Source organism: Rhizobium sp. O111 (assembly GCF_055616315.1).
Genome location: NZ_JBSHXL010000001.1, coordinates 1,790,255 through 1,810,630, shown reverse-complemented (window position 1 = coordinate 1,810,630; position 20,376 = coordinate 1,790,255). Strand labels below are relative to the sequence as shown.

The 20,376-nt window shown below is 62.3% G+C and carries 21 protein-coding genes; 12 read left to right on the top strand and 9 right to left on the bottom strand.

All coding sequences use genetic code 11. The features are described from left to right. Positions 1-114: 114 nt before the first annotated feature. From cobT to ACVTFQ_RS09170, 3 genes are all read left to right on the top strand, one after another. Positions 115-1,137 carry a nicotinate-nucleotide--dimethylbenzimidazole phosphoribosyltransferase gene (cobT, locus tag ACVTFQ_RS09180; protein WP_111563490.1) on the top strand — a complete coding sequence of 341 codons (1,023 nt, stop codon included), beginning with the start codon at positions 115-117 and terminating at the stop codon, positions 1,135-1,137. A 148-nt stretch (positions 1,138-1,285) separates the two neighbouring features. After that, positions 1,286-1,666, top strand: coding sequence for a diacylglycerol kinase (locus ACVTFQ_RS09175; protein WP_018900596.1), 381 nt, complete (start codon positions 1,286-1,288; stop codon positions 1,664-1,666). Between the two features lie 115 nt (positions 1,667-1,781). Beyond that, on the top strand, positions 1,782-2,882 hold the full coding sequence (locus ACVTFQ_RS09170; protein ID WP_112437138.1) for a hypothetical protein: 1,101 nt from the start codon (positions 1,782-1,784) through the stop codon (positions 2,880-2,882). A 6-nt stretch (positions 2,883-2,888) separates the two neighbouring features. On the opposite strand, the gene ACVTFQ_RS09165 is transcribed toward ACVTFQ_RS09170, so the two are convergent. Then, positions 2,889-4,424, bottom strand: a complete 1,536-nt coding sequence (locus ACVTFQ_RS09165) for a sensor histidine kinase (RefSeq protein ID WP_111563492.1) — start codon at positions 4,422-4,424, stop codon at positions 2,889-2,891. Between the two features lie 105 nt (positions 4,425-4,529). Here ACVTFQ_RS09165 and ACVTFQ_RS09160 point away from each other — a divergent pair, with 105 nt between their 5' ends. From ACVTFQ_RS09160 to ACVTFQ_RS09150, 3 genes are all read left to right on the top strand, one after another. Continuing rightward, positions 4,530-5,069 carry a thermonuclease family protein gene (locus ACVTFQ_RS09160; RefSeq protein ID WP_111563493.1) on the top strand — a complete coding sequence of 180 codons (540 nt, stop codon included), beginning with the start codon at positions 4,530-4,532 and terminating at the stop codon, positions 5,067-5,069. Further along, positions 5,063-5,698: a uracil-DNA glycosylase family protein gene (locus ACVTFQ_RS09155; RefSeq protein WP_111563494.1), complete on the top strand. Its 636-nt coding sequence runs from the start codon at positions 5,063-5,065 to the stop codon at positions 5,696-5,698. Before ACVTFQ_RS09160 ends, ACVTFQ_RS09155 begins: the two co-directional genes overlap by 7 nt. A 66-nt stretch (positions 5,699-5,764) precedes the next feature. Next, positions 5,765-6,253, top strand: a complete 489-nt coding sequence (locus ACVTFQ_RS09150; protein WP_111563495.1) for an Lrp/AsnC family transcriptional regulator — start codon at positions 5,765-5,767, stop codon at positions 6,251-6,253. A 2-nt stretch (positions 6,254-6,255) separates the two neighbouring features. On the opposite strand, the gene ACVTFQ_RS09145 is transcribed toward ACVTFQ_RS09150, so the two are convergent. Both ACVTFQ_RS09145 and ACVTFQ_RS09140 read right to left on the bottom strand, forming a co-directional pair. Beyond that, positions 6,256-6,963, bottom strand: coding sequence for a DNA alkylation repair protein (locus ACVTFQ_RS09145; RefSeq protein ID WP_111563496.1), 708 nt, complete (start codon positions 6,961-6,963; stop codon positions 6,256-6,258). Beyond that, positions 6,960-7,829 carry an NAD(P)-dependent oxidoreductase gene (locus ACVTFQ_RS09140; RefSeq protein ID WP_112437139.1) on the bottom strand — a complete coding sequence of 290 codons (870 nt, stop codon included), beginning with the start codon at positions 7,827-7,829 and terminating at the stop codon, positions 6,960-6,962. The genes ACVTFQ_RS09145 and ACVTFQ_RS09140 overlap by 4 nt, the downstream gene beginning before the upstream one ends. Positions 7,830-8,090: 261 nt before the next feature. Here ACVTFQ_RS09140 and ACVTFQ_RS09135 point away from each other — a divergent pair, with 261 nt between their 5' ends. From ACVTFQ_RS09135 to ACVTFQ_RS09115, 5 genes are all read left to right on the top strand, one after another. Then, positions 8,091-9,056: an aliphatic sulfonate ABC transporter substrate-binding protein gene (locus tag ACVTFQ_RS09135; RefSeq protein ID WP_111563498.1), complete on the top strand. Its 966-nt coding sequence runs from the start codon at positions 8,091-8,093 to the stop codon at positions 9,054-9,056. A gap of 194 nt (positions 9,057-9,250) precedes the next feature. Then, positions 9,251-10,213, top strand: a complete 963-nt coding sequence (locus tag ACVTFQ_RS09130) for an aliphatic sulfonate ABC transporter substrate-binding protein (protein WP_112988970.1) — start codon at positions 9,251-9,253, stop codon at positions 10,211-10,213. 32 nt (positions 10,214-10,245) lie between these two features. Next, positions 10,246-11,421 carry an FMNH2-dependent alkanesulfonate monooxygenase gene (ssuD, locus tag ACVTFQ_RS09125; protein WP_111563499.1) on the top strand — a complete coding sequence of 392 codons (1,176 nt, stop codon included), beginning with the start codon at positions 10,246-10,248 and terminating at the stop codon, positions 11,419-11,421. Positions 11,422-11,527: 106 nt separating this feature from the next. After that, on the top strand, positions 11,528-12,376 hold the full coding sequence (locus ACVTFQ_RS09120; RefSeq protein ID WP_111563500.1) for an ABC transporter permease subunit: 849 nt from the start codon (positions 11,528-11,530) through the stop codon (positions 12,374-12,376). Between the two features lie 10 nt (positions 12,377-12,386). Then, positions 12,387-13,205: an ATP-binding cassette domain-containing protein gene (locus tag ACVTFQ_RS09115; RefSeq protein WP_111563501.1), complete on the top strand. Its 819-nt coding sequence runs from the start codon at positions 12,387-12,389 to the stop codon at positions 13,203-13,205. Positions 13,206-13,222: 17 nt separating this feature from the next. On the opposite strand, the gene ACVTFQ_RS09110 is transcribed toward ACVTFQ_RS09115, so the two are convergent. From ACVTFQ_RS09110 to ACVTFQ_RS09085, 6 genes are all read right to left on the bottom strand, one after another. After that, complete coding sequence (locus ACVTFQ_RS09110) at positions 13,223-13,909, bottom strand: glutathione S-transferase family protein (RefSeq protein WP_111563502.1); 687 nt, start codon at positions 13,907-13,909, stop codon at positions 13,223-13,225. A 95-nt stretch (positions 13,910-14,004) separates the two neighbouring features. After that, positions 14,005-14,820 (bottom strand): methyltransferase, encoded by an 816-nt coding sequence (locus tag ACVTFQ_RS09105; RefSeq protein ID WP_111563503.1) that lies wholly within the window; start codon positions 14,818-14,820, stop codon positions 14,005-14,007. 82 nt (positions 14,821-14,902) lie between these two features. Next, positions 14,903-15,169, bottom strand: a complete 267-nt coding sequence (locus ACVTFQ_RS09100; protein WP_018900581.1) for an usg protein — start codon at positions 15,167-15,169, stop codon at positions 14,903-14,905. 158 nt (positions 15,170-15,327) lie between these two features. Then, positions 15,328-16,158: an ABC transporter permease gene (locus ACVTFQ_RS09095; protein ID WP_111563504.1), complete on the bottom strand. Its 831-nt coding sequence runs from the start codon at positions 16,156-16,158 to the stop codon at positions 15,328-15,330. Then, positions 16,155-16,958 (bottom strand): ABC transporter permease, encoded by an 804-nt coding sequence (locus ACVTFQ_RS09090; protein WP_111563505.1) that lies wholly within the window; start codon positions 16,956-16,958, stop codon positions 16,155-16,157. The genes ACVTFQ_RS09095 and ACVTFQ_RS09090 overlap by 4 nt, the downstream gene beginning before the upstream one ends. Before the next feature lie 106 nt (positions 16,959-17,064). Next, the gene (locus ACVTFQ_RS09085) at positions 17,065-17,841 is read right to left on the bottom strand and encodes an ABC transporter substrate-binding protein (protein WP_111563506.1); all 777 of its coding nucleotides are present in this window, start codon (positions 17,839-17,841) and stop codon (positions 17,065-17,067) included. 318 nt (positions 17,842-18,159) lie between these two features. On the opposite strand from ACVTFQ_RS09085, the gene ACVTFQ_RS09080 reads away from it, so the two are divergent. After that, positions 18,160-20,325, top strand: a complete 2,166-nt coding sequence (locus tag ACVTFQ_RS09080) for an OmpA family protein (RefSeq protein ID WP_111563507.1) — start codon at positions 18,160-18,162, stop codon at positions 20,323-20,325. Positions 20,326-20,376: the final 51 nt, after the last annotated feature.

Sequence of the window (20,376 nt, the reverse complement as noted above, 5' to 3'; positions counted from 1 at the left end):
GTCTGGCGCTTTTTAGAGTTGTTCCGCTTCGCGGCTGGATTTAAGAGTGGCCGCGAAAGAAGCTGATTTGCAGCCATAAGACAAGTTTACAGACGAGACAAGGAAGCCGCATCCATGAGCGTTTCAGGCCTGCCGTTCGACGATTTCCGGACACTTCTGCGCGATCTGCCAGGGCCGGATCCAAGGGCGCTGGTCGCTGCCCGCGAGCGCGATGCCCAGTTGACCAAGCCGCCGGGCTCGCTCGGGCGTCTTGAGGAAATCGCTTTCTGGCTCGCCGCCTGGACGGGCCGCACGCCCGCCGTCAACCGGCCGCTGGTGGCGATCTTCGCCGGCAACCACGGTGTCGTGAAGCAGGGCATTACGCCGTTTCCGCCGACGGTAACGCAGCAGATGGTCGAGAACTTCGCGGCCGGTGGAGCCGCGATCAACCAGATCTGCGTCGCCTATGATCTCGGGCTGAAGGTGTTCGACCTGGCGCTCGATTATCCGACCGGCGACATTACCGAGGAGCCCGCGCTCTCGGAGCGTGATTGCGCCGCCACCATGGCCTTCGGCATGGAGGCGATTGCCGGCGGCACCGATCTGCTCTGCATCGGCGAAATGGGCATCGGCAATACAACGATCGCCGCGTCGATCAACTACGCGCTTTACGGTGGCAATGCCCGCGACTGGGTCGGCCCGGGAACCGGTTCGGAGGGCGAGATGTTCGAGCGTAAGGTTGCCGCCGTCGAAAAAGCGGTGGCGCTGCACAGTGATCATCTCGACGATCCGCTCGAGATCATGCGCCGCCTCGGCGGCCGCGAGATCGCCGCGATGGCGGGCGCGATCCTGGCTGCCCGCGTCGAGCGCATTCCGGTGCTGATCGACGGCTACGTGGCGACGGCCGCCGCCGCCATCCTGCAGGCCGCCAACCCTTCGGCGCTCGATCACTGCCTGATCGGTCACGTCTCCAGCGAGCCGGGCCATCTGAAGGCGATCGAAATGCTCGGCAAGACGCCGCTTCTGGCGCTCGGCATGCGGCTCGGCGAAGGCACGGGGGCAGCGCTGGCCGCCGGCATCGTCAAGGCGGCCGCGGCATGCCACTCCGGCATGGCGACCTTCGCGCAGGCAGGTGTGACAAACAAGCACGAACACTGAACTCATCGCTCGGGTCCAGGGGCAGCGTTCAGGTTCGTGACAGGTTTATGACAGATGGCTTGCGACGCGAGCGTGTACACGCTATTCGCATTTTTCTGATATGAAGCGGCAGGCATTGCCGCCATCTACCTGACGACGAGGACGCCTGATGAAACCTGCCGTGACCAAACTCACCGGCATCAGCCACTTTTTTGCCGCCGCCAGTTACTCGCTCGGCGGCTTCAAGCGACTGATCAAGGAGGCCGCGTTCCGGCAGGAGCTACTCTTCGCCGCCGTCGCGCTGATCCTGCTTCTGGCGGTGGGCGCGACGCTGGTCGAACTGATGATAGCGGTCGTCCTGTTCCTGATCGTCTTCGCCATCGAGGCGCTCAACACCGCCATCGAGGAAGTCATCGACCGCATTTCGCCGGAGATTTCAAGCGTCGGCAAGCACGCCAAGGATCTCGGCTCGTTCGCCGTGCTCTGCATGCTGACCGCTTGCGGCATCTTCATGCTGTTTACGATCGGCAAGCATTTGATGTTCGGCTGAGGGGCGGTTTCTAGTCTATGATGTAATCGGTTGTATTTACGCCGTAAGTGCATCTTTTGGGTGTTTTCGATATCCGCCATGCTGCCCTTTCCAGAGTAGGGAGAGGGAGGCGGTTGTGGCTGTAAGCAGCGTTTACGAAGCTGAGCGGAACGAGCGTGAAGAGGCTGAGCGAAACCGACATGCGGTTTTGCTCGCGATTGTCGGCGCTGTCGTAACGACCGCAACGCTTGGCTTCATGGCTCTGGCGCAACTCGGCGATTGGGTTGCCGCGATCGGTATCGGCGGACTGATCGTGTTTGTCGGGATTTCTATCGGCGGATTGCTGGGCTTTCTCTTTTCCGTTCCGCGGATACTTGCAAAGGACAATCCGTCACCGGCGCCTGCCGCCAAAGAGACAACATCTCGGACGAAAGCCGCAGTGGCCAATACGGCCCTGAAGAGAGAACGACTGCTGGGGTCGAATACCAACCTAGAGCGAATATCGGAGTGGTTGACGACGATGTTGGTCGGCGTGGGGCTGACGCAGATAGGCTCGCTAGATCGCGCGTTTAACCAGTTCAGCGACTTCTTGAGCCGCAAGGCACAAGTCTTCATCATTGACGGACAAGCCAGCGCAGGCGCGCTTCCCGCCGTGGGGCCGTTTCTTCTCGTCTGCGGTCTCGTTAGTGGCTTCATTTTCTTTTACATCTACACCCGCATCTACCTGTCGCCTCTCTTTCAATATGTGGAGATCAGGCTCTCGGAGGAGATCGGCGACCTGCCGCTGAAGACGGATGTCCCAGATTTCAAGGACGCGGCGGCGATGATTGGGGAGGCGTCAATGAGTGTGCCGATGGCCTACACGTCGGTTGCTGACGAACTCTCGATCAACGACAGTCTCGAGATCATCAAGAATGTGCTCTATCAACCGCAGGGCTATCGGAACGCAATCACGCTCGGCAACAAGCTCGTGAAAACACCGGCGGTCAAGATTGCCTACTACTGGTACTTGATGGCGGCCGCTTACGGCCAGAAATTCCATGCGCTGCGAGAATCGGGAGCCCCGGAAGGCGAGCAACGGCTAGCGCGTCTGGCGGTGCTTGATGCCGCTCGAAAGGCTGTGCGTTTGAATTCGCACTTCAAGACGGCACTTGCCGAACTCGCGGATGCAGCCAGCTACGACAACGATCTGCAGGACTTTGCCAATGACAAAGATTTTAAGGCGATCGTTCGATAACCCGCCTCAAGCAAAACTGCGGCGCTTGCGGGAGACGGCCTGCGCATCCTCAACGGCCGGAACCGACTGCAGCACGCGCCTTGCCGGCAGGATGGCGATGACTTCGGTGCCTTCGCGCAGCTTGGATTTCAGGATGAACTGGCCATCGTGCTTGGCGAGGATCGCCTGAACGATCGGCAGGCCGAGGCCGGTGCCCTGTTCGGCGCTCTTGATGGCGATCGAGCCCTGGCCGAAGGCGGAAAGGACGACCGGGATTTCGTCTTCGGGAATGCCCGGACCGTTGTCCTTGATCGAGATGTACTGGCCGCCGCCGGCCGTCCAGCCGACCTTGACCATGATCTCGCCGCCCTGCGGCGTGAACTTCACGGCGTTGGACAGAAGATTGAGGATCACCTGACGCATCGATTTCTCGTCGGCCCAGACTGCCGGCAGCTCTAGCTCGAACTGCTGCGAAATGGTGATGTTCTTGCCACGTGCGCGCAGCTGCACCATGCCGATGCAGTCTTCGGAGATATCCAGCAGCGAGATTGCCTCTTCGCTGAGCTCGTATTTGCCGGCCTCGATGCGGGAGAGGTCGAGGATTTCGTTGATCAGGTTCAAGAGGTGCTGACCCGAGCGGTGGATGTCGCTGGTATATTCCTTGTAGGTTGCGTTGTTCAGCGGTCCCATCACTTCCGCCGACATCACCTCGGAGAAGCCGAGGATGGCGTTCAGCGGCGTTCGCAGCTCATGCGACATGGATGCGAGGAAGCGGGACTTGGCGAGGTTTGCCTCTTCGGCCCGGCGACGGGCTTCGTCCGACATGGATTTGGCGACTTCGAGCTCGGCGATCAGGTCGTCCTTCTCCGCCTGGTAGGAGAGGATGCGCAGGTTCTGCCGGAAAAGCCGGTCGCTGATATAGTGGAAGAAGATGACCGTCGTGGTCAGCGTCGCGGTCAGGCTGATCTCGAGGATTTCGCGAGAGATGCCGGATTTGGCGACGAGCGCGAAGACGACGGGCGAGAAGGTCACAAGGACGCACAGCGTCAGCATGTAGTTCCACATCGCCGTCAGCGACAGCGCGATCAGAAGCGTCGCGCCCTTGTAAAGCACGAGGTTGGCCGGCTCGCAGGCGGCGCAGTCCTGAATGGCGAAATACGCCCAGCAGCAGCCGATCAGGAACTGGCCGAGCAGCAGCAGGCGGCGCCATTTGCGGGTGCGGATCGCCGTCATCTCGCGCTTGCGGGCGCGGCGCGCGAGAAACACGTTGGCGGCATGCGCCGTCAGCGTCAATATGGCCCAGAGCACGATCTGGGTGTCGCCGGTGAAATAGATGCCAAGGATCGCGATGATGATCACGAACAGCGGGATGATCGAGGCGCCCTGAAGCACGGCATTAATATAGAGGTTCAGCACATCGCGATCGAATGCGCCGCTCGGCGCATGGCTCGATTGCAGGCGCTCACGCGTCACCCGCACAGCCTTTGCGACGGGCTTGTTGCGGTGACTCCGTGATTTGTCGACGATATTCTTATCTGTCGATGTGCTTACGCCGTTACTCATTATACACGTGACGCTTGATCTGCGGGTACGTGAACATTAGAGCTCAAATATTAAGAAGTTGTTTGCCAATTTTCCCAAGGGTTTGTTTTTGAAGGAGGCGAAACCGTGACGCGGGGTTTCAGAACCGTTCGTGACGGTGTGACGGCCTTTGCGCTGCTCGCGTTCATCTGGCTGATCGCCGCCAAGCTGAACGATGTGCCCGAGATTTCCCACTCGGGCCGTTTCCACGCCGCCGATGGCGACAGCCTTGCGATCGGCGAGGAGAGGATGCGATTGAAGGGTATCGATGCGCCCGAGCTTGCCCAGACCTGCGAGCGCGGCGGGGCGCGGTGGCCGTGCGGGCAGGAGGCCAAGCGGCTGCTGCAGAGCCTTGTTGCCGGTGATGATGCGCGCTGCGTGGGAACCGAGAGGGATCGCTTTCAGCGGCTGCTCGTCGTGTGTCATGCGGGCGGTACGGATATCAATGCGGTGATGGTGCGGCGGGGCATGGCGGTTTCCTACGGCGCTTATGGTGACGAGGAGGCCGAGGCGCGGGCGGAGAAGGCTGGTCTTTGGGCCGGCTCTTTCGAGAGGCCACGTGACTTCCGCGATCACAGGCAGGATGTCGAGCGCTCAGGCGGCGTCAGAGGATTTTTCGGATGGTAGGCGCGGCTGATGGACTGGACGAAATGCGCGAGGCGATCGCGGGCTGCCGGCTCTGTCGCGACGAGCCGTTGCGCGGGCCGGATCATCGGCTGCCGCATGAGCCACGGCCGGTGGCGGTGATTTCGACCAAGGCGAGGATACTGATCGCGGGGCAGGCGCCGGGGCTGAAGGTGCATGAGAGCGGCATTCCCTTCAACGATGCGTCGGGCGACCGGCTGCGCGAATGGCTGCAGGTCGATCGCGACACCTTCTACGATCGCGACCGCTTCGCCATCGTGCCGATGGGCTTCTGCTTTCCGGGTTATGACGCCAAGGGCAGCGATCTGCCGCCCCGGCGCGAATGCGCGCCTCGCTGGCGGTCTCCCGTGATCGCGGCCATGCCGCAGATCGAACTGGTGCTCGTCATCGGGCAATATGCGCAGGCTTGGCATTTGGGGAGCGAGCGGCGCGGCAGCGTGACCGAGACAGTACGGGCATGGCGGGAGATCCTGTTTGCCAATCGCGCACCGGCCATTCTGCCGCTGCCGCATCCGAGCTGGCGCAACACGGGCTGGATCAGGCGTAATCCGTGGTTCGAAGAGGAATTGCTGCCAGCCTTGCGGGCGCGCATCACAATGCTTGTGAACTGAAACAAATTTCTTTCCACTGGCCGGAATCGCGCTATACATAGAAAATAATTCGTAGGGGTGGGGTAAATGGACCGTCTAGATCGCAAGATTCTGCGCCTTTTGCAGGAAGATTCCACATTGGCGGTTGCCGATCTCGCAAAGAAGGTCGGCCTTTCCACGACCCCTTGCTGGCGCCGTATCCAGAAAATGGAAGAAGACGGCGTCATCAAGCGCCGTGTGGCCATCCTCGATCCTGAGAAGGTCAACACCAAGGTCACGGTTTTCGTTTCCATCCGCACCGCCACGCATTCGATCGAATGGCTGCGGCGGTTTTCGGAAGTGGTGGCGGAATTCCCTGAAGTCGTTGAGTTCTACCGCATGAGCGGCGACGTGGATTACCTGCTGCGCGTCGTCGTGCCCGATATCGCGGCCTATGACGCCTTCTACAAGCGGATGATCGCCAAGATCGAAATCCGCGACGTCTCCTCGGCTTTCGCGATGGAGCAGATCAAGTATTCGACGCAGCTGCCGCTCGACTACATGATCCTCGACAACTCGAAGTCCAACGAAGACTGAGTTCAGCCCTTGAGGACTGAGCCCTTCTTTTGAACGCGGGCGAGAATTTTCTCGCTCGTCAGTTCCCCTGCCGCATCCTTGCCGATCCATCGGGCGGTCTTGTCCGCGTCGGCGGCCAGCCGTTCCGCCAGCGTCAAGGCAAGGGCATGGCAATGCCGGTTGCGCTTGCCGACGTTGCGGAGCGCCCAGTTGACGGCCTTGCGAACGAAGTTGCGCGGATCGGTGGCGTGGCGTTCGATGAGCGGCAGAAAGCCGATGAGCGTCTCGTCCGGCTCCGTCTTCATGTGAACGGCGGCGCTGGCGATCATCGCGAAGGCAGTGCGACGGACGAACTCGCGATCATCAGCCGCCATATCTGGGATGAGCGACAGCAGCCTTGCCTTGATAAAGAGGTCGGCCGCGGTATCGACGATCTCCCAGGAGCGGAAGTCATCGGCCCATTTTCGGGCCTGTGTCTCCGTCAGCTGCTTCGGGTCGGCCGTGTAAAGCGCGAGCAGGCGTGCTTCCCTGATATCGCTTTGCCACAGTGCCAATGCCCGCGCGTGATCTTTCTTCACCGTGCGGGCGATTGCCTGCATGACCGGGTTGGAGATGCCGAGCGCCGTATCGGTCACGATGCCGAAACGGCGCATTCCTGCGATTGCTTCCTCCGAGCGCAACGCGCGCAGATGCGCGATCAAATCCGCTGCGCTGGAGGAGGGGCAGATCATTTTTCGAGGCGGGCGAGCAGCGAGGACGTGTCCCAACGATTGCCGCCCATGGCCTGGACGTCGCCGTAGAACTGATCGACGAGGGCGGTGAGGGGCAGCGTGGCGCCGTTGTGGCGCGCTTCGTCGAGGACGATGCCGAGATCCTTGCGCATCCAGTCGATGGCGAAGCCGAAGTCGTACTTGCCCTCGTTCATGGTCTTGTGGCGGTTCTCCATCTGCCAGGAGCCGGCCGCACCCTTGGAGATGACGTCGACGACCTTCTCGATATCGAGGCCGGCGCGCTTTCCGAAATGGATACCCTCGGCGAGACCCTGGACAATGCCGGCGATGCAGATCTGGTTGATCATCTTGGTGAGCTGTCCGGCACCTGGCGCGCCCATCAGCCCGACCATGCGGGCGAATGCGTCGATGATGGGCCTGGCCTTCTCATAGACGGCGTCCTCGGCACCGCACATGACCGTCAGCACGCCATTCTCTGCGCCGGCCTGGCCGCCTGATACGGGAGCGTCGATAAAGCCCACGCCTTTTTCCTTGGCGGCGGCGTAGAGTTCGCGAGCGACATCGGCGCTAGCGGTGGTGTTGTCGATCAGGATCGCGCCTGCCTTCATCGTCTGCAGAACGCCATCCTTGCCTGAAGTCACCGAGCGGAGATCGTCGTCATTGCCGACGCAGGTGAAGACGAAATCGGCGTCGCGGGCGGCTTCGGCCGGCGTCGGGGCCGATTTGCCGCCGAATTTCTCGGCCCAGGCGGCCGCCTTGGCGGCGGTGCGGTTATAGACAGTGACATCATGGCCGCCTTTCACCTTCAGATGACCTGCCATGGGAAAACCCATGACGCCGAGACCGATGAATGCGACTTTTGCCATGTACCTATCCTTTCATGAACGCGTGCTTGAGGAGTAGCCCAAATAGGCCGGGGCGAAAAGCCGCCGAAATGATGCGAGGCGTTCGCTGTTGGAACAAAATTCCGCTCAAGGCCCGAAATCGGGTCAGGATAATTTCGAGCGGGCCGAAAATCACAAACATAGTTGTCGATATAATTTATAGATTTCAGCAGAATTTCCCCATCGCAAACACAGCGGCTTCGGAGATCGGACCCGAAACACGCTGATCGAAAGGGGACGGCTATGATTTCTCGTCGACAGACACTGGGTCTGCTTGGGGCTGCTGCTGCAACCGCCGTACTGCCCGCCATCCGGCCGGCGCGCGCCGCTGCCACCGAGTTTCGCATCGGCTGGCAGAAGAACGGCGTGCTGGCGCTCGCCAAGCGCAGAGGGGCGCTGGAAAAGCGGCTTGCCGACAAGGGCATCACCGTCAGCTGGTCCGAATTCACCTCGGGGCCGCCGCTGCTGGAAGCGCTGGGGGCCGGCGCGCTCGATTTCGGGGCAACGGGCGACGTGCCGCCGCTATTTGCACAGGCCGCCGGCGGCCAGCTCTATTATGTCGGTACTTATCGGGGCAGCGCCGCCGGCTCGGCGATCGTTGTTCGCAAGGATTCCGATATCAAGACGGTCGAAGACCTGAAGGGCAAGAAGGTAGCCTTCAAGCGCGGATCGAGCGCGCATAACGTGACCGTCAAAATACTCCGCAAGGCCGGCCTCAAGATCGACGACGTCGAGCCTATCGATCTGTCTCCGCCGGACGCGGCCGCCGCCTTCAAGAACGGCAGCATCGACGCCTGGTCGATCTGGGATCCCTATCTCGCCATCGTCGAGGCCGACCCGCAGACGCGTATCCTGTCCACCGCCGAAGGGATCGTGCCGTCCTACAGCTACTTCCTCGCCAATGCCGGTTTCACCGATGCGAACGGCCAGGTCGTCAGCGATGTCATCGATGAACTCGCCAAGGTCGGCCGGTCCGCGCAGGGCAAGCTCGACGATACGATCAAGGAGCTTTCCGAGATAACAGGCGTTCCCGTCGATATCACCCGTGTGACGCTGACACGGGCTGGCGCCGATCTCGGCGGCGTGTCGACCATCAGCGACGATGCGGCGGCATACCAGCAGGCGCTGGCCGACGAGTTCTACAATCTCGGCATCGTGCCGAAGCAGCTGAAGACCGGCGATATCGTCTGGCGGCCGAAGGCGAGCTGATCACCGAGGCGAAATGGGACTTCGTGACGTCGCGGCACGGGCTGTTGGTCTGTGCCGCGAATATGGAAAATTATTCCCCACATTGGTTTCGACTAGAAAATTTATAATGTCGATCTAATTGGTAGTCTATGAAATCATTGCCTCATGAAAACGGCCTGAGAGCGCGAAGCGCGGCCATGAGGAGAGAGCCCAGCATGTTCACCCGCAGACAGACATTCGGCCTTTTGGGGGCCGCTGCCGCGACCGCGATTTTGCCTCAGGTGCGGACGGCAAGAGCCGCTGAGACGACGATCAGGATCGGCTGGCAGAAATTTGGCGTGCTGGCACTGGCGCGGCGCACCGGCGCATTGGAAAAGCGGCTGGCCGCCAAGGGTGTGAGCGTCGAGTGGAACGAATTCACCTCGGGGCCGCCTTTGCTCGAGGCCGTTGGCGCCGATGCGCTGGATTTCGGCGTTACCGGTGATGTGCCGCCACTCTTCGCGCAAGCCGCCGGCGGCAATCTGCTCTATGTCGGTGCTTATCGCGGGCCGGCGGCGTTTCATGGATTGCTGGTCCACAAGGATTCGCCGATCCAGACGATCGAGGACCTCAAGGGCAAGAAGGTCGCCTACAAGCGCGGCTCCAGCGCTCATAACTTCGCGCTGAAGGTGCTCGCGAAGGCGGGGCTCCAGCTTTCCGACATTACCGAAATCGACCTGCCGCCGCCCGATGCGGGTGCGGCCTTCAAGAACGGGGCGATCGACGCCTGGGCGATCTGGGATCCGTTCTTCGCCGTGGCCGAGGCCGATCCGCAGACCCGCGTGGTCACCACATCCGAGGGTCTGCTCGACAATTGGGGCTACTTCCTCGGCAACGCTACCTTCACCGAAGCGCATCCCGACGTCATCGCCGATGTCATTGACGAACTCGCCAAGGTCGGCGCGGCGGCGCAGGCGGACCTCGACGGGACGGTGAAGACACTGGCCGAAATCACCGGCGTTCCCGCCGATATCACCCGGGTGACGCTGACGCGTAGCCAGGCCGATCTCGGCAAGGTCTCGCTCGTTCCGGATGAAGCACTCACCTACCAGCAGGCGCTTGCCGACGATTTCTACAAGCTCGGCGTCGTGCCGAAGCAACTGACCGTCAGCGACATCGTCTGGCATCCCGCAAGCTGACCCGAATTTTCGAGATCAAGAGGATCATTTCCATGAGCAACAAGCACGATCCCATCAATTTTCTCTGGTTCATCCCGACATCGGGCGACGGTGCCTATCTCGGCTCCAACGATCTGAACCGCGCGCCGGAATTCGACTATCTCACGCAGATTGCGCAGGCGGCCGACCGTCTCGGCTATTCCGGCGTACTTCTCCCCACCGGGGTCTCTTGCGAGGAATCCTTCGTGACGGCGGCAGCGCTTGCGACCAAGACGGAAAAGCTGCAGTTCCTGGTCGCCATCCGTCCCGGCACGGCGTCGCCCGCCTACTACGCGCGGCTGACGACGACGCTTGACCGGATCTCGAACGGGCGGCTGCTGCTCAATATCGTCGTTGGCGGCAGTCCGGGCGAGCTTGCCGGCGACGGCATCACGCTGGCGCATGATGAACGCTACGCCCATGCCGACGAGTTCTTCACGGTGTTCGAGGAGCTGCTGGAGAAGGGCGTCGCCAGCTATGACGGCAAGTACATCAAGGCGACCAATGCGCGCCTCGGGTTCCCCTCCGTGCAGAACCCGCGTCCGCCGCTCTATTTCGGTGGCTCCTCGGATGCCGGTATCGATTTCTCGGTCGGCCGGGTCGACAAGTACCTGACATGGGGCGAGCCGCCGGCGCAGGTGGCGGAAAAGGTTCAGAAGGTGCGCGCCGCCGCTGCAGAGAAGGGCCGCGAGGTCAGCTTCGGCATCCGCCTGCATTTCATCGTGCGAGAAACCGACGAGGAGGCGTGGGCTGCGGCCGACCGGCTGATCTCCAAGCTCGACGACGAGACGATCCAGGAGGCGCAGCAGCGCTTCGTCAACGAGTCCGATTCCGTCGGCCAGAAGCGCATGGCGGCGCTGCATGGTGGACGCCGCGACAAGCTCGAAGTGTCGCCCAACCTCTGGGCGGGTGTCGGGCTGGTGCGTGCCGGCGCCGGCACGGCTCTGGTCGGCTCGCCGAAGACGGTGGCCGCGCGGCTGCGCGAATACCAGGATGTCGGCATCGATACGGTGATCGGCTCCGGCTACCCGCATCTGGAAGAGGCCTATCGCGTCGCCGAACTGCTGTTCCCGGAACTCGGCATCACCCGCAACGAGCAGCGCCACGGTTTCGACAGCGACTTTGGCAAGCGCCAGGTCTTCGGCGGCGGCAGCCATGGCGGCAATCTGAAGGTGGTCTCCGGATCCTGATCGAACGGATGCGCTGCCGGCCACGCGCGGGCAGCGCTTCAATGAACGCATGCATGTCTGCCAGCGGGCTTGAGGCCGTGGCGACACAGAGGCGAGGAAGAACTCGATGTCGACATTCGATACGCCGATCGGCCGCGCGCTGACGGAGCGGACAGCGGGCAGGACGGCACAGAAGCCAGGTTTCCGGCTGCCGGTGCCGGGGCGCGACCGGTTGCTGCCCTATCTGGTGCCGCTTGCCATCATCGCGGCGTGGCAGCTTGGCTGTTCGCTGGGGTGGATCTCGTCGCGCATCATGCCGTCGCCGGCGGATGTCGCCGTGGCCTTCTGGTCGACGACGCTTTCAGGGCAGCTGCCGCACGATATTCTCGTCAGCGCCGGCCGGGCCTTCGCGGGGCTCATCGTCGGTGGGGCGATCGGCTTCCTGCTCGGGATCGCCAATGGCGTCTCGAAGCTTTCCGAACAGCTGACCGATACGACGCTGCAGATGCTGCGCACCATTCCGCATCTGGCGATGATCCCGCTCGTCATCCTGTGGTTCGGGATCGGCGAGGAATCGAAGCTGTTTCTGACCTCGCTCGGCGTGCTGTTTCCCGTCTATCTCAATACCTATCACGGCGTGCGCAATGTCGATCGCGATCTGATCGAGATGGGCCGGGTCTATGGGATGAGCAACTGGACGCTGTTTCGCAAGGTGGTCTTTCCCGGCGCGCTTCCGTCGATCTTCGTCGGGCTGCGCTATGCGCTTGGCATCATGTGGCTGACGCTGATCGTCTCGGAATCGATCGCCGCGTCGTCGGGGATCGGCCACATGGCCAATAATGCCCGCGAGTTCATGATGACCGATGTCGTCGTGCTGGCGCTCGTCATCTACGCGCTTCTCGGCAAGCTCGCCGATGTCGTGGCCCGTTCGCTCGAGCGCCGGGCGCTCAGGTGGAACCCGGTCTATCAGAATTAGGAGAGCGGCCATGACCCTCATCGCACATGAGCGCTTCCAGGGCGTTGCCGATGCACCGGAATATACGCATGACGCACATAGGCCTGCGCGCAGCGGTGCCGCCGCGATCACCCTGAAAGGGCTGGAAAAGAGTTTTGGTGCCAACAGGGTGCTGCGGGGGATCAACCTGCACATTCCGGCCGGGCAGTTCGTAGCCGTGATCGGCAAGAGCGGCTGCGGCAAGAGCACGCTTCTGCGCACTCTCATGGGCCTGGATGAGCCGACGTCGGGTGAGCTCACTTTCGATACGCCTGATGGCGGCGAGGCCAATGCGCGTATCGTCTTCCAGGAGCCGAGGCTGCTGCCATGGCTTGATGTTGCCGATAACGTCGCGGTCGGGCTTGGCGACAAGGTCGACCGGCGGGTGGCGGCGCGGGAGGTAGAGGCCGTGCTCTCGGAAGTGCAGCTGGCGGAGAAGGCCGGCGAGTGGCCGGCGCGTCTTTCGGGCGGACAACGGCAGCGCGTGGCGCTTGCCCGCGCGCTGGTGAGCCGTCCCGGTGTGCTGGCGCTGGACGAACCGCTCGGCGCGCTCGATGCGTTGACGCGGATCAGCATGCAGGAGTTGCTTGCGCGGGTGTGGCGCGAGCTTGGCTTCACCGCCGTGCTGGTCACGCATGATGTCAGCGAGGCGGTGCATCTGGCGGACCGGGTGATCGTGCTCGACGAGGGCAGGGTGTCGCTCGACCTCGCCATTCCCTATCCGCATCCGCGCCGGCATGGCAACGCCGATCTGGCGGAGTTAGAGGGTCGGCTGCTGTCGGCCATTCTCGGAACTGATGGCGGTCACTGATTGGTGACGGGCCCACTTCAGGCTTCGGTGTCGCTGGGCCTGAAGCGGGCGGGCAGGTTTTCCTTGTAGGGATAATATTTGAAATAGGGCATGGCTTCCTCGAGCACCCTGGCCACCGACGGGCGCTCCATCAGGCGCTGATGATAGGCTGCAAGCTTCGGGACATCGCTGCCATAGGGGACCAGCGTCTCGGCGTAGAACAGTCCGGGTGCGGCGGCACAATCGGCTATGGTGAAGCTCTCTCCCGCGATCCAGCCTTCAGCCGCAAGCTTGCCCTCGATCACGGCATAGGCGCGCTTCAGCGCATGCCGGGCCTCCTCGGCCCTAGCCTCGCTCCCATCGGCGCGCATGCGCTCGCTGACGATCTGCTGCATCGGTTCCTGAACGTAGTGATCGAAGAAGCGGTCCCACAGGCGCACATCCAGCGCCGCGTCTAAATCGTCGGGGATCAGCCGCGCGCTGCCGGGATGATAGCGGTCGAGATATTCGATGATGATGGAGGTCTCGAAAACTGTGCGCCCGCGGCTTTTATCCTCGAGCGCCGGCATCTTGCCGAGCGGCGAGAGCGCCAGAAAGGCCGTGCGCGAAGCTTCGTCGCCGAGATTGACGAGCACGCGCTCGAACGGCGTGCCGCTTTCGTAAAGCGCGATCAGCACCTTGTGGCAGAAGGAGGCAAGCGGATGCTGATGCAGGACGAGTGTCATGAGAACGGATCCTTCGCGCCATTCCGGGATGTCGAATGGCGCGATATCAGCATGTCGTCATGTAAGCGGCAAGCGATTATCCGTCTGCGGACGCTTTAGCGCAGCTTCGCGATCACCAAATGTCCCGGCGTCGGCTGGCCGTCTTCCATGCGGACGTTGATGTTGGTGATCTCGATTAGCTCGAAGCCGGTGGCGTCGAGGCGTTCGCGGACATAGGCCTCGGAATGCGCGAAGCGCTGGTGCGGGCCGACCATGTAGGCGCGGCCGGCGAGTTTTTCGGCGGGCAGTGTCTCCGAGGAGAAGATGAAGAGGCCGCCAGGTGTCAGGTTCTCGGCGGCGCCGAAGAACAGGGGCTCGAGGCCACCCAGATAGGGCAGGACGTCGGTGGCGGTGATGATGTCGAAGGGGTCTTCGTCATTGTCGTCGAGGAAGTCTTCGACCTCGGCGACGAACAGGGTTTCGTAGAGGTCCTTTTCATGGGCGATCTCGACCATGTTTTCCGAGAGATCGATGCCGGTCATCTCCTCGCAGAGATCGCGCAGCGTGCCGCCGGTCAGCCCAGTGCCGCAGCCGAGATCAAGCAGGCGCTTGAAAGGGCCGAGGTTCAGCGCCTGCAGGCGCTGGCGCACCAGCATCGGCACGTGATAGCCGAGCTGCTCGACGAGAACGTCCTCGAAGACTTCGGCGTGCTGATCGAAGAGGGTTTCGACATAAGCGTCGGGGGCCTTCGCCGGCGTCTCGCCGCGGCCCATGGCGGCGATGCGGACGGCAGCGCCGCCGTGATCGTCGGGATCGATCGCCAGGACTTCCTCGTAGGCCTTCACGGCGGCATCGACATCGCCGGCCTTTTCCAGGGAAAGGGCGCGGTTATAGGCTTCCGCGAGTGCCTCTTCGTCGATCTTCTGGGCCATGTCTGCTCACCATCATTCGTTTGTTGCCCTGCCTCTAAGGCGAGCGGCCCGGTTTTGCAATGGTGACGTTGGTGGCGACGGCTCAGTTGATGATGAACTCGCCTTTCAGCGCGCGCCATTCCGTGGCCGAGATCAGCTTGCGGTGAATGTAGCGCACCGAGTGCAGCGGTCCGTCCAGCGTCTCCTGCCAGAACTTCAGGAAGCCGCGCATTTCGGGAAAGTCGGGTGCGAGATCGTAATCCTGCCAGATGTAGGTCTGCAGGATCGCGTGATGATCCGGCATGCGATAAAGGATCTGGGCCGTCGTCAGGCCATAACCCTGAAGCTGTCTTTCCATGTCCTTGTGCATTTGATGCCTCGCTGTTCCCATTCGGCGCTTATTAGCGTCCGTTTAAATGAGAACATGACATGGTTACGCGAAGCTTGCGAAAAGGCTACAAGAAAATGGATATCATTATTTATGATCAATAGCTTGGCAGCTCTCCGTCGAGAGTGCTGCCAAGATACTTATCGCTTCAGGTGGCGGGTGAGGCGGCGCTCGATCCAGTTCCACAAGTGCCTCAGGCTTTCGACCATGGCGAGATAGAAGATCGCCGCCCAGAGATAGGTCTGGTAGTCGAAGGTGCGCGAGAAGGCGTAGCGTGTCTCGCCCATCAGATCGAGCACGGTGATGATGGCGACGACGGCCGATCCCTTGATCAGGAGAATGATCTCGTTGCCATAGGGGCGCAGCGCGACGATCAGCGCCTGCGGGAGCACGATCTTGCGGAAGGCGATGATCTTGTGGATGCCGAGCGAGGAGGCGGCCTCATGCTGGCCGCGCGGTACGCTCTCGATGGCGCCGCGCAGGATCTCGGCCTGATAGGCGGCGGTGTTGATTGTCATGGAAAACAGGCCGCAGTACCAAGCGTCGCGGAAGAACCACCAGAGGCCCACGGATTCCAGTTGCGGCCGGAACTGGCCGAGGCCGTAGTAGATCAGGAAGAGCTGGGCGAGAAGCGGCGTGCCGCGGAAGATGTAGACGTAGCAGAAGGCGAGCCCGTTGATGACCTTGTTCTTCGACATGCGCGCGAAGGCGAGCGGAACGGAGAGGACGGCGCCGCAGACGACGGAGACGGCAACCAGCACGATCGTGGTCATCAAGCCGTGCAGATAGCGCGGGCCGTAGCGGGTGAATTTCTCGACATCCCAGCCCTCGATGATCATGCCGATCAGCGCGATAGCAAGGACGATCCACAGGGCGACCACGAGGCAGCCCATGACGCGGGCGAGCGTCAGCGGCTTGGCGAGGTTTTTCGGGGCCGGCTGCGGGGGGATCAGGACCTCTGCGTGGCTCATCGGCTGATCTCCGAGCGCTTCGCCCAACGTTCGATATAGCGCAGGCCGAACGAGGAAATGATGGCAAGCCCGAGATAGATGCCGCAGGCCAGCGTGTAGAACAGAAACGCCTCCTTGGTGACCTTCACCGCCACGCCCGTCTGGCGCAGCACGTCGGCAAGGCCGATGATCGAGACGTAGGAGGTATCCTTGAGCAGGATCATCCAGAGATTGACGAGGCCGGGAAGGGCGATCCGCACCAGCTGCGGCAGGATGATCAGCACCATCGTGCGGCCGCGATGCAGGCCGAGCGCGTCGCCGGCTTCGTACTGGCCCTTGGGAATGGCGCGGAAGGCCGACAGCAGCACTTCCGAACAATAGGACGAGAACACGACGGACAGAGCGATGACGCCGGAGACGAAGGCATTGATCTCGATGCGGCCGTCATAGCCGACCCAGGCGAGCAGCGACTGGAGCAGGATCTGCATGCCGTAATAGATGATGAACAGCGTCAGCAGCTCGGGCAGGCCGCGGAAGATGGTGGTGTAGATGCCCGCGGCAAGGCGTACCGCCTTTTCTTCAGATTGCTGGCCAAGCGCCACCATGAAGCCGATCAACAGGCCGATCGGGAGCGTCACGAGGGCGACGGCGACCGTGACCTTCAGGCCGGCGGCGATCTCATCGCCCCAGCCGGTGTCGCCACAGGCCAGAATCGTCGATTGGCCGAGCCATGTGAAAATGCCGACGGGTCCGCATAGCGGGTCAAACACATATCCAATCCAGGTCCAGAGCGAACCCAGTGCGGAGGACAATCCGCCCATGCCAAGTTTCCCCTCGCGGCTTTTGCCGCCTTGATATTGCACTCTTTGTCAAACAAAAATGGCGGAAGGGCAAGCCTCCCGCCATCGCATTTATTAGGCCTACAGCTTATTCGGCGCCGTAGACGTCGAAATCGAAATACTTGTCCTGGATCTTCTTGTAGGTGCCGTCGGCACGGATCGCCGCGATCGCTGCGTTCAGCTTTTCGCGGAGCGGATCGCCCTGACGAACAGCGATACCGGCGCCAACGCCGTTGATTTCCTTGTCGACCGGCAGGGTCGTCAGGATCTTGCAGCATGCGCCGGCATCCGACTTGACCCACTGCGACAGAACGACGACGTCGTCGATGACGGCATCGATACGACCGTTGGAGATGTCGAGCTTGTACTCGTCTGCCGTCGGGTAGAGCTTCAGCTCGGTGTCGGCCAGGTGCTTTTCAGCGTAGTTGGCGTGCGTGGTCGAGGTCTGCGCGCCGATCGTCTTGCCCTTGAGGCCGGCAACGTCGGTGACGGTGGAGTCCTTCGGCACGGCGACTGCCGGCGGGGTGTTGTAATACTTGTTGGTGAAGTCGACGAGCTTCGAACGCTCGGGCGTGATCGACATCGACGAGATGATCATGTCGAACTTCTTGGCGTTGAGGCCGGGAATGATGCCGTCCCAATCGCTGCTGACGATGGTGCAGTCGGCCTTCATCTGCGTGCAGAGCGCACGGGCGATGTCCATGTCGAAGCCGAGGAACTGGCCGCTTGCGTCAACATATTCGAAGGGCGGGTAGGTCGAGTCCGTACCAATGACATACTTCTCGCCATCGGCCATTGCCGAGCCCGCGAAAAGAGACATCGCGGCGATCGAGGCGGCTGCGAGAAAACGGGTGGAGATATGCATGTGAGTCCTCTCTGTTGGTTACCGCATGCCATCCCTTTGTTTTTTTGGTGGCATGAAGCAGGACGCTGCTTTGCAACGCCTTGCCGGGATAATCAAACCTTTTTTACGCGGATTGCAACTGCTTTCACTGCCTTGTCGTGCCGGCCAACTATGGCGAAGCTGAACGTTTGCAGACCGTCATATTCATACCGGGTTAATGCGGCAATTCTTAAGACCGTGGAACGAATCCTGGCGTGCTCAGTTTAGCAAGGCTTGTTTGCGTGCCGAAAAGAGACGTCGTTGCGAACGCGAAGAATAAACAAGAAACGAGGAAACCTTATGGGAATGAAATCCAGATTGTTTGCCAGCGCGGCCTTTCCGCTTCTGTCCCTGTCGCTTGTGCTGCCCCCGGCGCACGTGTTTGCGGCAGCGCCGAGCGTCGAAGAGGTCGGAGCAGGCCATCGGGCCGTCGCGGGCAGCTTCGAGGTAGCGCAGGATGCGACCTCCGAAGAGGAGATTCTGAAGAAGCGTCAGCAGCAGGAACAGGAACAGCAGCAGGCTCCGGCCGAAGCGCCGAAGGCCGCTGAACCTCCCGCCGAGGCGCCGCCGGCACCCAAGCAGGAAGCGCCGGCCGAGGCTCCACCGGCTGCCGCCGAACCGGCGCCGCAGGCCGAAGCACCTGCCGAGAAGCCGAGAAAGCGCCAGCCCGCAGCAGAACAGCCTGCCGCTGAACCGCAGGCCGCCGAGCCCGCCCAGCAGGAAGCCCCTGCCGAAAAGCCGCGCCGCCAGAAGCAGCCTGCCGCCGAACAAGAGCAGGCAGCGCCGAGTGCCGAGCAGCCGGCTGAACAGCCGCGCCGCAAGAAGCGTGACCAGCAGCCGCAGCAGGAAGAAGCCGCGCCGCAGCAGCCCGCCGAGCAGGCCGCCCCGCAGGCTGAACAGCCGCAGGCCGAGCAGGCACAGCCCGAACAGGCAAAGCCACACAAGAAGCCAACGGCCGAAGCACCGCAGGCCGAGCCTGCTCAAAAGCCTGCCGCCGAAACCGCACCCGCAACCGAGCAGCCAGCTCCCGATAACGCCGCCAAGCCGCAGGAAGCACCCGCGGGCAAGACGCCCGTTCCGGCTCAGCAGCCGGCTGAAGCGCAGCCCCAGGTGGCGCCCGGTCAGGCCAAGCCCGGCGAAGCGCCGGCTCAGCAGCAGGGCGAACAGGTCGCTCCGGGCCAGCCGGGCGCGCCAGCCGGTCAGCCCGCTGATCAGGCCGGCCAGCCGCCGGCAGGTCAGCCACCTGTTGCCCAGACCGAGCAGCCGATCCCGGCCCCTGAGAAGGTGACGCCGCAGGAACTCGAGCGCCGCAAGGAGATCGCCGCCGATCCGAGCAAGAGCACGGAGACCGTCGTTCTGCCGGTGCAGAACGGTGCCGCCGTTCTCGACAGCGACAAGGATGCGGATCGTTCCGGCGGTGTGCAGTCGCGCCGCGATCGCGACAAGCAGCGTGGTCAGGAGCAGCAGGTGCGCGTGCCGAAGTCGGACGCCGACGCCCAGTTGGCGGCGCCGGGTGCCGCAAAGCCTGCGCCCATCAAGATCGAAGCGATCACCGCCGAGCAGGGCCAGCGTCTGGACCAGCGCCCGCAATTCGCCCGTCCCGACGGCGCGAACTTCGGCCAGCGTGGCGACGACAACCGCGTCATCATCCAGTTCAACAACCAGACCTATGTTCGTGGCGATGACGACCGCCGCTTCCTGCGCGACGGCGAGCGGCCGATCTACGAGCAGCTGCCGCGTGACCGCTATCGCGAGACGATCGATCGCGACGGCTACCAGATCGTGACGGTGCGCAACCGCTACGGCGATATCATCCAGCGTTCGCGGATCGACAATCGTGGCCGCGAGCACGTGCTCTATTACACGCCTGACCTCTACGATAATCCCGACCGCGACTACTTCGAGGATCCGGGTGCCGATCTGCCGCCAATGCGCCTGCGCATTCCGCTGCAGGACTACATCATGGATACCAGCAGTGACGACAATCGCGACTATTACGACTTCCTGCGTGAGCCGCCGGTCGAGCCGGTCGAGCGTGTCTACTCGCTGAACGAAGTGAAGTATTCGGCACGTATCCGCGACAAGGTTCGCCGTATCGACCTGGATACCGTCACGTTTGCGACCGGTAGCGCCGAAATCCCGATGAGCCAGGCGCGCAGCCTGCGCAAGGTGGCCGACGCGATCAACGAGGTGCTGAAGAAGGACCCAACCGAAACCTTCCTGATCGAAGGTCATACGGATGCCGTCGGCTCCGACCAGAGCAACCTGATCCTGTCCGACCAGCGCGCGGAATCGGTCGCCAACGTGATGACCGACGTCTATGGCATCCCGCCGGAAAACCTTGCGACCCAGGGCTATGGCGAGCGTTACCTGAAGGTCAACACGCAGGGACCGGAGCAGGAAAACCGCCGCGTCACCATTCGCCGCGTGACGGCGCTGGTGCGGCCGGTGGCCTCGCGCAACTAAGAGCGCGCAGCAGTATCGAGAATGGAAAGGCCGCCGAGCGATCGTCGGCCT

What these genes read in the sequence shown, in the direction of transcription:
- cobT (WP_111563490.1), top strand. Translation starts at nt 115, where the DNA reads ATGAGCGTTTCAGGCCTGCCGTTCGACGATTTCCGGACACTTCTGCGC.
- ACVTFQ_RS09175 (WP_018900596.1), top strand. Translation starts at nt 1,286, where the DNA reads ATGAAACCTGCCGTGACCAAACTCACCGGCATCAGCCACTTTTTTGCC.
- ACVTFQ_RS09165 (WP_111563492.1), bottom strand. Translation starts at nt 4,424, where the DNA reads ATGAGTAACGGCGTAAGCACATCGACAGATAAGAATATCGTCGACAAA.
- ACVTFQ_RS09155 (WP_111563494.1), top strand. Translation starts at nt 5,063, where the DNA reads ATGGTAGGCGCGGCTGATGGACTGGACGAAATGCGCGAGGCGATCGCG.
- ACVTFQ_RS09150 (WP_111563495.1), top strand. Translation starts at nt 5,765, where the DNA reads ATGGACCGTCTAGATCGCAAGATTCTGCGCCTTTTGCAGGAAGATTCC.
- ACVTFQ_RS09145 (WP_111563496.1), bottom strand. Translation starts at nt 6,963, where the DNA reads ATGATCTGCCCCTCCTCCAGCGCAGCGGATTTGATCGCGCATCTGCGC.
- ACVTFQ_RS09140 (WP_112437139.1), bottom strand. Translation starts at nt 7,829, where the DNA reads ATGGCAAAAGTCGCATTCATCGGTCTCGGCGTCATGGGTTTTCCCATG.
- ACVTFQ_RS09135 (WP_111563498.1), top strand. Translation starts at nt 8,091, where the DNA reads ATGATTTCTCGTCGACAGACACTGGGTCTGCTTGGGGCTGCTGCTGCA.
- ACVTFQ_RS09130 (WP_112988970.1), top strand. Translation starts at nt 9,251, where the DNA reads ATGTTCACCCGCAGACAGACATTCGGCCTTTTGGGGGCCGCTGCCGCG.
- ssuD (WP_111563499.1), top strand. Translation starts at nt 10,246, where the DNA reads ATGAGCAACAAGCACGATCCCATCAATTTTCTCTGGTTCATCCCGACA.
- ACVTFQ_RS09120 (WP_111563500.1), top strand. Translation starts at nt 11,528, where the DNA reads ATGTCGACATTCGATACGCCGATCGGCCGCGCGCTGACGGAGCGGACA.
- ACVTFQ_RS09115 (WP_111563501.1), top strand. Translation starts at nt 12,387, where the DNA reads ATGACCCTCATCGCACATGAGCGCTTCCAGGGCGTTGCCGATGCACCG.
- ACVTFQ_RS09110 (WP_111563502.1), bottom strand. Translation starts at nt 13,909, where the DNA reads ATGACACTCGTCCTGCATCAGCATCCGCTTGCCTCCTTCTGCCACAAG.
- ACVTFQ_RS09105 (WP_111563503.1), bottom strand. Translation starts at nt 14,820, where the DNA reads ATGGCCCAGAAGATCGACGAAGAGGCACTCGCGGAAGCCTATAACCGC.
- ACVTFQ_RS09100 (WP_018900581.1), bottom strand. Translation starts at nt 15,169, where the DNA reads ATGCACAAGGACATGGAAAGACAGCTTCAGGGTTATGGCCTGACGACG.
- ACVTFQ_RS09095 (WP_111563504.1), bottom strand. Translation starts at nt 16,158, where the DNA reads ATGAGCCACGCAGAGGTCCTGATCCCCCCGCAGCCGGCCCCGAAAAAC.
- ACVTFQ_RS09090 (WP_111563505.1), bottom strand. Translation starts at nt 16,958, where the DNA reads ATGGGCGGATTGTCCTCCGCACTGGGTTCGCTCTGGACCTGGATTGGA.
- ACVTFQ_RS09085 (WP_111563506.1), bottom strand. Translation starts at nt 17,841, where the DNA reads ATGCATATCTCCACCCGTTTTCTCGCAGCCGCCTCGATCGCCGCGATG.
- ACVTFQ_RS09080 (WP_111563507.1), top strand. Translation starts at nt 18,160, where the DNA reads ATGGGAATGAAATCCAGATTGTTTGCCAGCGCGGCCTTTCCGCTTCTG.